Raw genomic sequence first — 15,716 nt, forward strand, 5'->3', positions numbered from 1 at the left:
CCTTCTTGCAAGTCTATTTAATAATTCAGCCCAAAAGCCCAAAGCGGTATAACATTTGCATACCCACTCTCGATGTCATCTTTTACGATATAACCTTCTTCGGCGTTTTCTATCCGCTTCTGTCCTTTCTTCCTTCCACCGATTTCAAACACTTTACCGTCAATCTCAAAGTCTGAAATGGACGAACTTGTAGCATCGTTCATCACCCTCGTCTGGTTCATGAAAAATGTTTCCCTTACGTTTCCTATGTCAGCATGTTCAGGCGAAAGAGCGTATATAAGATTGGTGTTGTCGAGATACAATTTCTCAACTTTTCCCACTCCACGAATCCCTCCGGTAGAGTTCCTTAGCTGGGTTATCATTCCGGCGCGTTCCATATAAACGAGATAATTGGGGATGTCGTTCCTGCTTATTCCAGTCGCTTCTGCAAACCTTTGCATTACAGGCTTGAACGGAACGCTCTTTGATACAACCATCAAGAGGCTTTTCAGTTTCTTTCCCAAAGACACATTGGCTTGCAAATGTGTAGGGATGTCAACTTCCATTGTTTGGTTTATTACCTGAAGTAACTCCATTTCATATTCCTCATCCCGCCCGAATGGATAATACCCTTTACGAAGATAATCCTTAAACAAAGGCAAAGGATGTTTCACGTCGGGCAATACGGCTTTATTGCTCAATATCTCGTCAAGGCTGTATGTCGGAACATTTATGTCATGGAACAAACGCAGATATTCACGGAACGAAAGTCCCTGCATCTCGTAAATCGGGAACCGTCGGCTAAGGTCAGCCATCCCCTTGTATATGTCAAGTATGGACGATCCTGAGATAACAATCTGCAAGTCATCATAGCTGTCATAAATCTGTTTTATTTCCTTCGACCAGCCGTCGTATTTGTGTATCTCGTCAATGAAAAGGTGCTTTCCTCCCATCTTGACGAAGTAATCGGCTAGGTCGACAAGGCTGTGTTCGGAAAAATATATGTGGTCGGCAGATACGTACAGTGTGTCCGCAGTATCCAAATTGAGCTTGATATGTTGTAAAATCATTGTCGATTTACCTACACCTCTTGGCCCGACAATACCGAACGCCCTTCCGTCCCACTTTATCCTTTCGTACTTGTATCTGAGGAAATCGGTAGGTGTGCTTTTCAGCTTCCTGTTAAAAAATTCATATAACCGTTCCATACGTATTTTGCATTAATTCTTAGCGCAAAGATAATGTTTTTGCATAAAATTAATGCAATATTTTAGATATAATAGCAATAAAACGATGCAAATATAAAAAAACAATGATGAAAGGGGGACTAATAATCTTCTGCAACGTCATTCCAAGTGTTGCATCGTTTCTTGGCTTTAGAAGTTTGTGTTAAAGATATTTTTATGTAAACGGCAAGCTAACCCATCGGTGGTATTATTTTGAGCGGCACGGCGATAGTTACAGTTTCAAATGGTATTCTTTCGGTCTGCAAGACATGGTTTTTCGCCTTTTGAAAGACAATCTTTTACATTATAAAAAGGATGTCTCTTGCAAATTTACTGAGCGCAGGTGGAAACCGTAAGCACCACCCCTCTGAAATACAATAAACCGTAAGCATCCGCCACAAAGAGGCAAAAAATAATTCAGTCAACGGGCAAGCTAATCTCTAACCATAAATCTTCAAAGCTCAGTTTTACTCTTTTAGAAGGACCTTAATGCCAAGATGTAGAGCCTCTGATACCTTTTCTATAAACGTCTTTTTCGTCCTATTATTGCTATGGGTGATAAGTAACCATCCCCCGCCTAAATCTTTCTGGCTTTTTCCGTATTTTGTATCTCTTCGGTTTGATATTACAGGAACTTTATTAAACTTAAGATTATACTCTTCCACCACCTTGCGAACTTTTGCTACGCCAATCCTTTTTACAAATGCGAACAAGGTTTCCGCTGCGTTTCTTTCTGCTATTACGGTTCCATCAGGAAAGATTACTGACAAATCTTTAGCCGGTCCTCTTTCAAACTTTTCGTCAGAATGGGGATTATGACTTTTATGCAACACTTCTGGGTCAAGCACAATTTCTTTTGCGTCTTCAAGTTCTGCTGTGAAGTTTCGTTTACGGCTAAGGTGAACGCTTAAAGGTTGGCCAGGCACATAATCTACGACTAACACCAATTCGCGTTTTACTGGTTGCAAGGCCGGTTCTATTGTTTTGCTCAACACGGGGAGTATTTCTTTCTTGATAATATCCTCCTCCAACTCGTTTGCCTTCTTTTCAAGGTCTTCATTTACAGGAAGCCCCTCTTTACGCAGGGTTTCCATTGCTTTATATAAATCGCTTAATCTGGACATATTTCAATTATTAAATAGTGTATAATCTTTATGAGTGCTAATCTCATATTTTAAGGCATAACTATTTTATTAAATTACTTATATCATAATCAAATTCCTGCAATTTCAGCGCACTATCAATGACGAAATCAATACAAAATTGACAATCACTCGCACGCAGATTGATTTTGCTTTCATAATAATCTTTTGGTATTGAATGATATTCGCAACAACCATTACTCCAATAAACATTAGTTTCTGGAGTAATGTATTCAAAAAAGGCATATTTTCGATAATCAATACCAAGAGCAGTAATTTTCAATACCTCACGTATCCGATTCGTTGTTTCCGAAACATCACGAAACCATCGCGCACCAGATTTTTCATCATGTCCAATAAGTTTTTGATACTCGTTACCAATTTTTCTGCCTACATCAGTTATGCTATTTACATTATACTTTCCTCTTTTAGTATCTTCATAAGATGATAATAATTCCATAAATGCTATTTTAGCATTCACCATACAATTGTAGAAATCATTTTTTACAAAATATTCTTCTGCCACATCAATGTATGTTTTTACCTCGTTATATGAAATTAAAGATGATACAGATACTGATGAAAAATCCAACCCAAATTGTATTTTCGTATTCTGACTTAAAAAATCAGCCATAGTTATACGACTTATTTCAACATCATTCTTAGAAGGAAATAATCCTTTATGTTTTATGTTAACACGTCTTTCCTTAAGAATGCGCATTGATTCCTTAAGTGTTAATTCTGGGATTTTGTTCCAATAGTCCATAAATACATTTTCTCCTTTCATTCCTTTATTTTCCGCAACCAAAAGAAGAAACATCTCCGCACAATCGTGAAATGACAGAATCGAAAAGCCGGCAACAGTATCAACTTGCATTGACTGTTGCACTCCGAGATTGTACAAGTATTTAATAATTGCCAATCTCCGAATAATTATTTCTTTATCAAGATTATTCATATATTTATATTTATGATTCGTATTGTTCTCGTGTTATAGGTGTTTGAGGATCAACTATTAAGACTTCATCATAATTAAGACCATAAAGATGATATATACAAATATTCAGTGATTGTTCATTAGCATCAGTAGCTTCCATAATTTGTTCTTTTACTATTGATACTATTTTATTTTTTGCACTATCGGTTAATGCTGGTAATGGAAATTGTTTGATATCCATTACTAGTATTTTAGGAAATGCGCCTTTAGTTGCTTTCGGTGAATGATTAAAATGATAAAATGTAGCTAATTTAGAGTTTAGTATCGCTAAAACGACTTCCAGTGGATAAGAATTATTGTTGTTATCCAAAACAATTATTATCGCAGGATCATTATATAATTCTTCCGTAGTAATAGCTGCATAGATAGAGGGATTTGTTATCTCTCTAATTAACAATCTTTTACCTCTAAAGAATTTTGGATGCCGAGGGTTTGCAATTCCTTCACAATAATCAATATACTCTTTACCATTCCATTTAACTACATAGCGTTTTACATCTTCACCCCATAGCCATTTCTTTAATCCTTCTCTATATTCAAAAAAATGATAAGCCCTATTTGCTATCACATCTAAAGTTTGACCCCTATATTTGTCATAAGCAATTAAACCTTGACTAATCTCTGGAAATAAATCTTTAAGTTGTAATTTGTTATCTTTAATCTTACGGACAAGTCTTATCACATTCAACGGGCGCGAGAATGCTAAGCTCCAATTTTGGTTTAATTGCATTAAATCAGATATAGACATATACGACCGAGGTACACCTAATAAGTCTTTAAGACAAAAGGCCTTACTAGTATTCCTAAATCCTATAGAAGTTAGAAGTTGAGAGTTTGCTTTTTCCCATATTATAATTGAATTTAAAACAGTTGCAGAGTCGAAGATTGGAAAATTTGTGCAATCAAGAATTTCAAAAATATTCCATGTACTCAATATTTTACATCTATAATTTACAGCATATGTATTAAAAAGCCATGTATTAGGAATAATATATGACAAAATTCCTTTTTCACATAACAAATTTTTAGCGCTCTCAATAAAGTAATAATATATTTCATAATCAGGGACTTTCCCCAAGTTATCAACTACAGCCTTTCTATATTCTCCTTTAACAGATACACCGTATGGCGGATTCCCAATCACAATATCAAATCCATCTTTAACATCAAACATCCATTCTGGGTCGAAGAATTTTGAATACGTGTTTTGGTCGAACATATCCCAAGATGCCAACTGTTGTGCTTCTGCATTGCCAACCGCACCGCAATCCTCTAACATATCGGCAATTTCAAGACGCAGATTATTTACAATCTGGCGATACTTACGCTTGGTCCTGACAGTTTTTGCTCCGAAGATTTTGTGCTTTGCTATTTTCAGTTCTTCTTTCTTGGCACGGATTGCATCAGTATCAAACAGCGTTGCGTCGTTCTTATTTAAGCCAATCAATGTGTTGGCTGCCACAAACTTCGCCTCAAGGTTCGGGAGCGGACGAATACCGAAGTTTTCAACAGGATTATTGTTAGATTTCTGGTCAACGACTAAGGAAATGAAGAAACGCAATTTACTAATCTGGATGGCGATAGGCTGAATATCGACACCGTAAATGCAATTCTCAATCAGGTAAAGTTTACGGGCATAGTCCGGACGGTTGACACTCTCGTCAAAGCTCCGCTCAATATCGGTGATGATTTCACGCCGTTCATCAGAAGATGCAGTACGATAGGCTTCAGACGTTTCATTGATAGCCTTGTTGAGCATCATATCTTTCCATTGAGTGTTGTCCGGGTCAATGCGGCTGAGGATATGCACCATCTGTTGCAGCATACCCATAGGAAAAGCACCCGAGCCACAAGCGGGGTCAAGAACCTTGCAGTTATAAAGCGACAGCATAATCTGTTTCCGCTGTTCATCGGTCAAGTCAACCTCATCGTCCGTATATTGCATCAGTTGACGGAATTGAGGTTCAAGTTCTTCGCCCACAGTCCGCTTTAGATGCGCAACAAGGCTTTCGTCAACCATATATTGCACAATCTCACGAGGCGTGTAGAACGACCCCGTCTGCTTGCGGGCTGTAGTTTGGGTTTCAGGATTATATGAAGCTAATAGGTTCTCGAACACCTTGCCCAACAGCTCAGGGTCAAGCGAAACCTCTTGGTCAAACGGAGTATTCTCTTCGACGGTAAAGTTATAGCGCTTCAGGATGTCGATAATGCCACGGGCGGAAACTTTTTTCTTTTTCTTGTCGCCATACCATTCCGACAGGTCAATGTTCTTGCCGACTTCCTCCCCGAAGAAAAGATAATCAGGAACTACCAATGACTTCTTTACGGCTTCACGGTCGCTGAAGCCATCGTAATATATGTCTTTATCCTTCTCGTCCAAGCAATCAAACAAACCTCCATTCAAGAAAGGAACGGTCTTGTTCGCCAAATCGACAAACAACTGAGGATTCTTGAAATATGATTCATAACGCATTAGTTTGTTATTGTCGTAATCTCCACGCCCATTCCTGAAATGCCGCTCAGACAAATCAGTACTACCTTCAGGCGTAATCGGGCTATTCAGCATTGCAAAAAACAGATTTTGCAAAATGGCTTTATAATACCTGCTTTCATTTGATTTATAAAACAAATCAACTTTAACATGAGGATTAAAGTCCTTAATCAGATTATCGGCAATATACTTCTCGTCGAAGAACTCATCAGGTATAAGATGGCGCTGTTTCAAAAACCACACGAAAATCAAACGGGTAATCAGACGGATTGCGCTCTCGTTGTTATACTTGTCATCATCCGTCTTGTCATTAAGGTCATTAGGAAAGCGTATGATTTTAATAGCCCAAGCATACCAGTCACTAAGTTCTTGATAGAATTCTTTTGTAAGAACCTCAACAGAGAAGCGGCTACGCAAATCTTCCGGGCTAACGACGCGTCCTTTCTCATTCAGATACTTATTCGGAGTGTAATAAGCGATACCTTTTCCCAAGAAATAACTATATCTACGTGGATTGCTGTAATTCCGGGTTATACGCGCTGAGTCCTCTTTCGCTTCGAGTGTAATCTCTATTAGCGAAAAACGATAATTGTCATTGTTGTCTTCAGGAACAAATACGACTAACGCCCTATCCTCCATTTCATCGGCAAGCATACGGAAAGCTTCTTTTGAAAGAGAAACTCTTGCATCATGCTTTGATTTATGTCTGACCTCATAAACAACCAAATCAAGCAATGCCGAAGCACCTAACTTTACAGCTTGAGTGCTATATTTCATTTTTGTCCTAAACGACACTGGGGTTGACTCCGGAATAAAATCATTCGGTAGAAAACTGTTATACAGGAAGTTCGCAAACTCCTGACGGTTGTATGCTTTATTGAATTCCATGATTATTTTCGTTTATTGTAGTTCTTCACTTAAAATCAAAGTCTCTTCACTGTCATCCGCCTTGTTCTGCATATTGATGATGCGCGTTAAGTATTCGGCAGAAATTTTCAAAGGTAATTTTGCAGCGTCCTTTGGTGCCAATTGGTTTATGTATCTTATCTCGTAACCAGACAAAGCATCGGCCTTAATGACTTGCATTAAATCAGCCAAATAATCTTTTGGCAATAGTTGATTCTTTATCAGTATTTTTATCTTATCTGATGCGTTTATAAGTTCTTTTTCATTGCGGGTTGTTACATCGTTACAGAATAAGGATGTTTTCACTCTTTGGTAAACCATGTCAAAATCATGACTTAAATCAACCGGTTGCTCATCCTTTTCGGCTTCAAAAAGGGAAATGGCTTCTTCGGCTGAAATCATTGCAGGCACATTTGCCGTATTGCCTATCTTGAAGACGAAATCATTTCCTTTACGACCAAACATCAATACTCCTTTTTGGCTCTTCTCCACACTGCGTGCTGTCCTTGCACGATGTGGCAGTTCCATTGCCTTGTCATAGGCCTCTGTACCTTTCAGGCTATTCAATAATTTACGGTAAGGGGTATCCCATGATGCTTCCTCACTCCGGGAAAATTCTTTGCGATAGCGTTCCTTGAAATAAGCCTGAAGCTCTTCTTCTTTGGTAAGGGCTTTTGTATCTTCTCCCATAATGGCATGAATCATGGCCATTTTTAGCGTAGAGATTTCTTTAGTTCTCGTTTCTGCTTCACCTACATCTGTAGGGAAATAATTATAGATGTAAAGTTTGTCAAAAACCTTTTTATTGATACGGTTAATACGGCCTATTCGCTGGATGACACGAGTCGGATTATACGGTATGTCGTAATTGAATATCGCTCCGGCACGGTGTAGGTTGTATCCTTCCGATATGGCATCAGTTGCTACCAAGATATGAAAGTCATTCTTTTGCAATGACGATTTAAGCCCGGCATCAAAATTAGCACGAATACAGTCTTTATTTGCTGACGTTGCATCGGCTGAGGTATATTTCATGACTGGAAGTCCGGCATCAACGAGTGCTTTACCCAAATAATTTACGGTGTCGGCAAACTCAGAGAACACAACCAATTTCCTATTTGGCTCGTCCTTCATCTGCTTAAGGATGATGCGAATGAATGAATCCAGTTTAGGGTCTTCCTTGATAGTATTGTCTTTCCCGAACCATTGTTCACGCAAGTTTTTCAGTAACTGAATATCTGCTTTAACATCTGTAACAAAATCATCCTTGACATACTTCATGTCTATCTCAAAGAATCCTTTGGCTTCATATTTTTCGAAAAGTTCCTCGATTTCCTGCATCCCATCTTCGCTTGACTCATAGAAGGCATCAACATCAGGAAGATTTCCTTTCTTGAAAACAGGAATCTTATTCCGCTTGCCAATCCATTTCAGCATATGCTCAGATGACCGAATCATATATTCCAATGACGCTTGAAAAGCTGCCACCGAACTTTCAAAACGCGCTACCAACAGATGGCGCATGAAACTTGAAATATTTGTTTGCCGCCCAATTAAAAGGTTAAACTTAACGCCCGTCTTGGCTTCAAGTTCTTTTGCAAGTTCTTCTTTAAGGTTCTCGTGAATATAAAGAGCCGGAGAATACCTGGCAGCCTTAAAGCGGTAAACGGCATCGTTGCCTCCTTCTGATTTACTGATTCTGTCAAGGGTTGAAAGATACAATTCTTTAAGCCCACTCAAATCATATTCAAGCTCCTCCGGGTCATCTGGCAACACCAACTGAATGTCCTGTTGTTTTAAATCATTTGCATATTCTGGTATTTCTTGCAAATCCAAACGGGAACGACGCACAACCAAGGGACTAATGATTGAGCGGATTTTCTTTGCTATGTCATCAACCTCAGTCTTAACGTCTTCTTCTGTCGCTTTACCTTCTCTTTGTTCTTCACGCAATGTCCTGTATTTATTTATCAGGTCCTTGAATGAAGCTCCAAGGTTTTCAACTGTTTTAAGTGTTGAGTGAGAAGGTATCTGGAATAATTTAATCAGTGCATAAATATCGGCCGGCTGATTATTAAACGGAGTTGCCGTCAACAATAAGACCTTATTACCGGAACACAAGTTATGCAACAAAGCATAATCCTGCGTATATTCATTACGGAAACGATGGGCTTCGTCTATGATTATCAAAAACTGTTCCCCGTCTTTGGCTAATTCCTGATAATGCGAAACAGCGTCTTCTATTTTCCCGGCACTAAATACTGTAGCGGTAAAGCCAAATTCATCCCGATAACTTTCCCATTGCTTGTAAAGGTGCGGAGGGCACACAATGATAGTCCGCAACCTTAAATTACGTGCAATGGTTGAAGCTATCACACTCTTTCCCAAACCTACCACATCTGCTATGATAGCTCCGTTGTGGTTGTTTAAGGCATTCAGGGCCATTTGCACTGCATCAGTCTGATACCTTAAGTTGGAATATTTCCCTTCTGTTATATCATAAGGAGTCAATATGTTATCTGATGAGGGAATGTTGAAATATTCCTTGAGAACCCTGACATACATTAGGTAAGGAGAATAAATCTTGTCATACCATATGTGAGCCATCACTTTTGTATTCCATTCATCTAAATTATCTTTATCAACAACAGCCACAGACGTATCCCATAATTCATCAAAAATTCTTATGCCCTCCTCGTAATCTTGCTTATCATTGAAACGGGCATTCAATTCCAAACGTCCTTTTAATCCCTGATAGGAGAGATTGCTTGACCCTGTAATCAACACTCCGGGCAATTCACCGTCTTCATTCATCATGTTGTTATAAGCAAACAGGTACATTTTGGAATGGCAAGGCTCAAGTGTCTTTCGAATTTCAAGTGTGCCATCCAAGATTTTTCCATAAAACATTTTGAATTGCTCCAGTTTTTCTGCGGTATCCAAGAAATCTGAATCATTAAACAGCCTGACAAATTGTTTGTAATATTCTTCCTTAATGGCGTTTCGGGATACAAATTTACTTCTGATTGCTTCAACTTCACGTATATAGTTGGTTATATGTAAATCGGCATCCAAGCCGACCAATATTCTTATTTGTTTGTCTTTCAACTTTTCAGACAATTGCATATAGCCTGAAAAATAAAAAAAACCGACCAATATGTCAACAGCATCTGTTTTTGGCAAAATGCCATTGATTATATCGGATAAGAATTTTTCTTTATTTGTTATAAAACTACTGCTCATAATTCAAGATTTATTCTGCTGACTTTTTACAAAAGTTTCCCCTTTCTCCGTTAACACATATCCGCCTGTCTTTAAAGAGCCCTGATATTCTATCAGATTTAAAAGTTCAGATGATAATAGTTTTATTGCTCGTTCTAACGTCGCTTTTGAAATATTTATCTGCGACAATAAGGCCTTCCGTTTAATTCGTGGAGACTTGGCGATTTCTAATAATACAGCCAGCGCATTTTTATTTATAGCCTCATTTATAGCCTCATTTATAGCCTCAATGCTTGTGCCAGCCGATAAATCCATGCGCTCTACAAAGCCGTCACGACATGGTATCTCTATCAGAAAATATGTTCTGTCATCATCTGTTTCAATACTTGCCGGAGCTGACCCGTTCCTGCGCAATTCGTCTTGTATCGTCGGAATGCCTGTGGCACGGCCTTCTGATAATCGCAACTCTTTCAGGAAATCCCCTAATCTACGGTTACGGTAACGGCGTGACTTCAGCCTTTCAGCCTTCCGTATTGCTTCAGAACTTATTGAGCGGTCCGGTCCTGCATAGCTAAGGATGGAAATCTTATTCGGCTCAATAGTTATTTCCACAGGCTCACGTTCCTGATAATCCCTATGATACAAGGCATTTACCACTGCCTCTTCAATGGCTTGGTACGGATAGTTGAAGTAAGTGGTTGATTCGGCCTTGTCCCTTGGCTTTACAATCCGTTTCTTGATGACATTTGTCCGAATGTAGTCCAAAGTTTGCTTAATCATTTCAGGAACAGGGCCGACAATCTTTGGAATCTCTATCATGTTGTTAGGGTTCTCGACGCAACCTTCAGGAAAAACCACTATGTCAATCTGAGTTACGGGAAAGAACTTCGCAGGATTCTTGCTGAACATCATTGCCGCAACATTCTTGACCAGCCTTCTTTCTGTCGGACCAATGAGCAAGTCCATCTGGTTAAGTATCTCCGTAAACGGCTTTGTGTCAAAGTTTTGCGCCAAACGGCTGCCTACTGTCTGTAAATAATCCAATACCAATGCAGGTGACAGGTCGGTTGTGTCTATCTGTTCATTTCCTCTCTCGTCAAAAGGAATGCGGTTTGCCATTTCGCGCAACTCATCAAGCACTTCTCCCTTGGCTTCAATCGTGTTCGTACCACTCCTTACATACCACTTGCAAGGCGACTGATTGGCCGTGACACGCACCCTGACATTGTAAGGACGGTTAACTCCTGCCGGTATCCATATTATCAACACATATCTGCCGTCAACTTCCTGAACATCCACACGTGGCATATAATAAGGTTCAATCTTGTTGTTGTACCCAATCATGTCCCTCTGTATTCTGTCTAAATCCTCCATCGGAACACCTACAACAGGACGCTTGGCTACGCCGTTTTCCTCCTCAACGCCAACAAGGACATATCCTCCGCCAATATTGTCAAAATCGTTAGCAAAGGCACATATTGTACGGTATATTTTGTCGGGATTCCAACCACGCTTGAATTCTATTCGGTTGGATTCCAGCTTCCGTTTGTTCAACAGGTCTTCTATGTTTACGGGTATAGGCATGATGAAATGACTTATTGCTCAAATGCAAAAATACCAATTTTTATCGAATTAAAGCAATGTACGTTTCAAATAATCAACGCAAAATATCAGTTGTTCTTGTCCCCGTTCGTTCTTACTTACGCCAAAGATTTTTAACAAGGACAAAAATAAAAGAAGGACAGCCGTTTAGGGCCATCCTTCTCCGTTCAGTATTAAAATTGTTCTCTGCTTACTTCCTGTCCGTTATCATACCAGTAAACGTTCAAGTTCTCTGTTGTCATCCACTGGCAATTATCCAGCCTGAAGCCGTATTTGTCCTCAAGTGTTAACAAGTATTCCTCGAAGTCGTCGTATCGTTCAGATTCTTTTATTTCCTCGTCTGTCAGCCTGATAATGTTCAAGGCACCGATGCAGAAGTCGAGGATTATAACATACCTTGGTCCCATCGCATTTCAGTTCTTGTCAAGTGGATATTTGTTGCCATCGGATAGAGCCGTTTAACATTTCCGTAGGCTGTCTGTTGATTGTTTGCATTAACGTTGACATTCAGTTTTACGCCATTGATTGTAATGTTAAAGTGGTATCTAATCATTTTTGCTGTTGTCGTTTTATTGATTTTTCTTGCTGTTATAACAAAAACAATGATACGTGATTTTCGGTCTTTTGTCACATTTACCGTTTTCACATATCCCTGCATTTAAGAGAGTTCAGTCTTTCAAATATTTAAGTGTTTACTGAAAATCGAAGTTTTACAGAATGTGATTTTCCGTTTATTTGTTTTTCTCCTGTAATTGTAATTTTTGTAAAGACTCAAATATTCTATAATCAGACCGCTTGTTTTCTTAGCCATTGTTTTACCTTGGTTTCATAGTCCTCGCAATATTCCACGTTTTCGTCTATCACTGAAATCAAGTTGTCAAGATAAACGTTTTCTATGATTTTCATGTTTCCTTTATTTCCGTCAGGAGTAAGGGTGACAGTGAATGTGTCGGAGCCTTTATCATATTCGACTTTTACATAACCCGTCAACTTGAAGCCATGTACATGAAACTCCGTGCCGTTTTCCAAAGTTCTTACCGAAGCGAAGCATATTCCCCAACTTAAAGGGATTACACTGTGCTGAAAAATCCTCCAGATATATCTTGCCATTGAAGGTTTATTTTCTTTTTCATTCATGATTGTTGTTCTCGTGTCCATAATCTTTGTTGTCTTGATTTTTATTGTTTTGAAGTTGATTTTTTGTTGATTAAATTTTCACCAAATACCCACCATTTTCTAAAAGACCGTCAATCAGCTTGTAAAAGACCGTGTTTCGCATTCCAATAGGCCGTGTTTTAGGGCCCCATTTACCGTCTTTTGCATCGTTGGTTGTTCCTTCGTGTTAACTGGTTGGTATTCAGTGATATAAGAGAGTGTGATATTCGATTAAGCGACATCCCCGTTCCTTTCGTAGTAGAGTTCTGTCATTGCGTCGTCACATATCATAGCGAAGTCATCCAATCCTAACAAAGGGTATTCATCATGGTAAAATGAATGAAGGTCTGCAGGTGTCAATGTCGGGTCTGATATAAGTGCTTCCTTTACAAGCTCATACATTTCCTCGTACTGTTCCCACCAAACCAACTGGCAGTCATATCCTTTCATCATTCCCGGTTCATGTGGATATACCTTTTTGCAATGTGTGATTATATGCTCAATGAAGTTTAAGCATTTCATCAGGTCGTTCTTATCGGTAAACTCGTTGTCGGTGTGTGGTTCATAATAACCGCAGCTTATGTTGATGCAGGAAACATTTAGTCCGTTCTCCTTCAGCTGTTCAACGTCGGTCATCATTCCCTCGGTCGGTTTATATCCAAATTTTTCAGGTGTTATGTCCTTTATGAAATCATCCGAACAAATATCCATGAATCCGATTTGGGTTATTACGTCCGTGTTTCCCCTTCTGTCCGGCTGTATTACAAAACGGCAGTCATTAAAGAATTCCATGTTTGCCTTTGAGCTTCCAATACAACCGACTTCCTCACTTACGAAAAATGCGACCTTTATGAAATCGAATTTTTGCAGGCATTGAAGGCACAACCAGACTCCGTTCTTGTCATCAGCACCCAGGCCGCAAAAACTCCTATCCTTGGGACTGAAGCCGAACAATAAGTCCTTAGTTTCGATTACCGTGAAGTCTGTAGGGTGGTATTTCTGTACTTGATCCAAATGAGCCACCATGCAGGGATATGTATTTGATGTTCCCTTGGTTATGTAGATGTTCCCGGTGTTCCAGTCGAGTTCTATTCTTGCGCCTTGTATGTTCTTGTTTATCCACTTGCAGACGAAGGAAATAATCTTGCCCTCGTATCCTGACTTAGAGTGGATTTTATAAAGCTGTTTTAATAATTTGAAGTCCATATTTTTTACGTTTTTTGTTTTGTTGTTGAATTTGATTTTAATTTTGTTTGAAGAGAGATTGAAGGAGGAAACCATGATTTTTTATGTTGGTTTTCATCATAGTCTCCTCCTGTTTTCAGTAGTTATGCGGCAGTAAGCATTGTCCGGCTCTCGGGCTTATACGGCTTTCCATTTTCATCCAAAGCGTCATAGTAAACACCATTGACAAAGTAAAGCTCGTTGTTGTTGACGGCTTCGGTGATTAGGGCTTTCGGTATCGTCCTGTCAGTGTAGGTATTCGAGAGAATGTTCAGCGCCTTGTATGTTATCAAGTCTTCTTCATGCTCGTAATACCTGCCGTCCCAGTCACATCTATGCCAATTCTCGGAGATATAGCAATCCTCCGCCTTTTCCCTGCATTCTTCCGAACAGTAGCAGTTTCCTGTCAACTCCGATTCGTGTCCGTCATCCTTAACAAACCATTCGCCGCACCAAGGACAACGGTCGACATCACTTTCGTGGTAGTACATTTCCTTCGGGTCAATCCAGACGAACTCGCCAAGGTCGTCAACGCTGCAACTGTATTCCCTTCCGTGGTACATTACTATTGTGGTATCAAAATCACCGTATGTGTCGTGGAACTCGTCATAGCTTTCATCGTCATCGTTTCCGTCAATGCTTCCGTCCGTGGTGTCAAGCTCGTAGTCGTAGCCGCTCGCCTCGTAGTTGTATGCCCTTCCTTCTGACATGTCGTACCACTTGAAGCTGTCCTGGTAAGAGAGCGTGTCGTCAGTCTCAAGGCTACAGTCAATGTAAAACCTCTTGTCCTCCAAAGAATTCCCATATATGTCAACAAACGCCCTTGAATGATGGCAATCATAACCTACCTGCTTGTAACCGTCAATGTAACCGCCTATGATGAGTGCGTTCACCAAGGCACGTTTCAGTTTGTCATCCTGGTTCGTTGAGTATTGCCTCTCCGCAAGCCTCCAGATTTTGCCTGTGCCTTCCTCGTAGACCTTGTTGAAGATTATGCACCTCGCTATTATTTTACCCTCGTTGTTCCTCAAATAGGCGGCACTTGCATCCACTGAGTCACGGTAAAAGGTGTGGTATCCCTTGTCTGTCATGCAACTGTAGAAATCTCCCTCACATTCACTTGAGTCGTATATGCCACCGAAATTATCATCAACGAACAGCCTGTTTTCTTTCGGTAGCGATGAAATGGAGAATGCCTGCCAGTCCTGTGTAAAGCATTCTTGCAAATAGATAATGACAGATTCGGGTAATGTCCTTCCGAATGATGTCTCCATGATTAAATGCCTGATAAACTTTCCTGCCTTCATCTTGAATACCTTACCTCCGTTGTCGTGGTTGATGTACCTGACAGCCCGTGAATCTCCGTCCACACATATCCCGTTGTATATGTCAGTTTCGTACTTGCTTGAGCGGAAGCTGTAATTTATGAGGAGCACTTCGTAAGGCAGCTTGTCATCCTCGCCTGAATCCATTATCCTTGCAAACATTACTTTCTTGAGGTCGGCCATGTTGGTTATGTTGAGCAGCGAGAAGTCGTCGTTTTCCACAGCCTCGTGCAATAGCCGCTTGTCCTTGATGAAGTCGAGGAGTATCTTGTTCCTCCTTGTTCTCTTACCGTTGCCATGCTCGATTATCCCGAAGCGGTAGCGGAACTCTTCATATCCGTTAAAATTATAGTATAACATAGTTTTCTTTGTTTTTTAATGATTAAACATGAAATTGATAAAACGAAAAAAGGCAGGACACTTCACCGTTGTATTTGTTTTTCA

Annotated in this window: 10 protein-coding genes; all 10 read right to left on the reverse strand. The window is 39.7% G+C overall.

Annotation, left to right across the window (positions count from 1 at the left end; genetic code table 11):
* Positions 1–17: 17 nt before the first annotated feature.
* Complete coding sequence (locus M3089_RS10155) at positions 18–1,187, reverse strand: ATP-binding protein (protein WP_249083868.1); 1,170 nt, start codon at positions 1,185–1,187, stop codon at positions 18–20.
* Positions 1,188–1,672: 485 nt separating this feature from the next.
* On the reverse strand, positions 1,673–2,329 hold the full coding sequence (locus M3089_RS10160; protein WP_249083869.1) for a protein kinase family protein: 657 nt from the start codon (positions 2,327–2,329) through the stop codon (positions 1,673–1,675).
* 61 nt (positions 2,330–2,390) lie between these two features.
* Positions 2,391–3,305: a hypothetical protein gene (locus tag M3089_RS10165; protein ID WP_249083870.1), complete on the reverse strand. Its 915-nt coding sequence runs from the start codon at positions 3,303–3,305 to the stop codon at positions 2,391–2,393.
* A gap of 10 nt (positions 3,306–3,315) precedes the next feature.
* Positions 3,316–6,726: an Eco57I restriction-modification methylase domain-containing protein gene (locus M3089_RS10170; protein WP_249083871.1), complete on the reverse strand. Its 3,411-nt coding sequence runs from the start codon at positions 6,724–6,726 to the stop codon at positions 3,316–3,318.
* A gap of 12 nt (positions 6,727–6,738) precedes the next feature.
* Positions 6,739–9,987, reverse strand: a complete 3,249-nt coding sequence (locus M3089_RS10175) for an SNF2-related protein (protein ID WP_249083873.1) — start codon at positions 9,985–9,987, stop codon at positions 6,739–6,741.
* Between the two features lie 3 nt (positions 9,988–9,990).
* A complete protein-coding gene (locus M3089_RS10180; RefSeq protein WP_205106719.1) occupies positions 9,991–11,550 on the reverse strand; it encodes an RNA-binding domain-containing protein in 1,560 nt (519 codons plus the stop codon).
* A 191-nt stretch (positions 11,551–11,741) separates the two neighbouring features.
* Positions 11,742–11,975 (reverse strand): hypothetical protein, encoded by a 234-nt coding sequence (locus tag M3089_RS10185; RefSeq protein WP_249083874.1) that lies wholly within the window; start codon positions 11,973–11,975, stop codon positions 11,742–11,744.
* Positions 11,976–12,354: 379 nt separating this feature from the next.
* On the reverse strand, positions 12,355–12,705 hold the full coding sequence (locus M3089_RS10190; RefSeq protein ID WP_249083877.1) for a hypothetical protein: 351 nt from the start codon (positions 12,703–12,705) through the stop codon (positions 12,355–12,357).
* 249 nt (positions 12,706–12,954) lie between these two features.
* Entirely contained in the window at positions 12,955–13,929 is a 975-nt protein-coding gene (locus tag M3089_RS10195; protein WP_249083878.1) for a zinc-binding metallopeptidase family protein, read from the reverse strand.
* A gap of 122 nt (positions 13,930–14,051) precedes the next feature.
* On the reverse strand, positions 14,052–15,632 hold the full coding sequence (locus M3089_RS10200) for a hypothetical protein (RefSeq protein WP_249083880.1): 1,581 nt from the start codon (positions 15,630–15,632) through the stop codon (positions 14,052–14,054).
* Between the last annotated feature and the right edge of the window lie 84 nt (positions 15,633–15,716).

The organism is Marseilla massiliensis, assembly GCF_023336985.1.
Classification (GTDB): domain Bacteria; phylum Bacteroidota; class Bacteroidia; order Bacteroidales; family Bacteroidaceae; genus Prevotella; species Prevotella intestinigallinarum.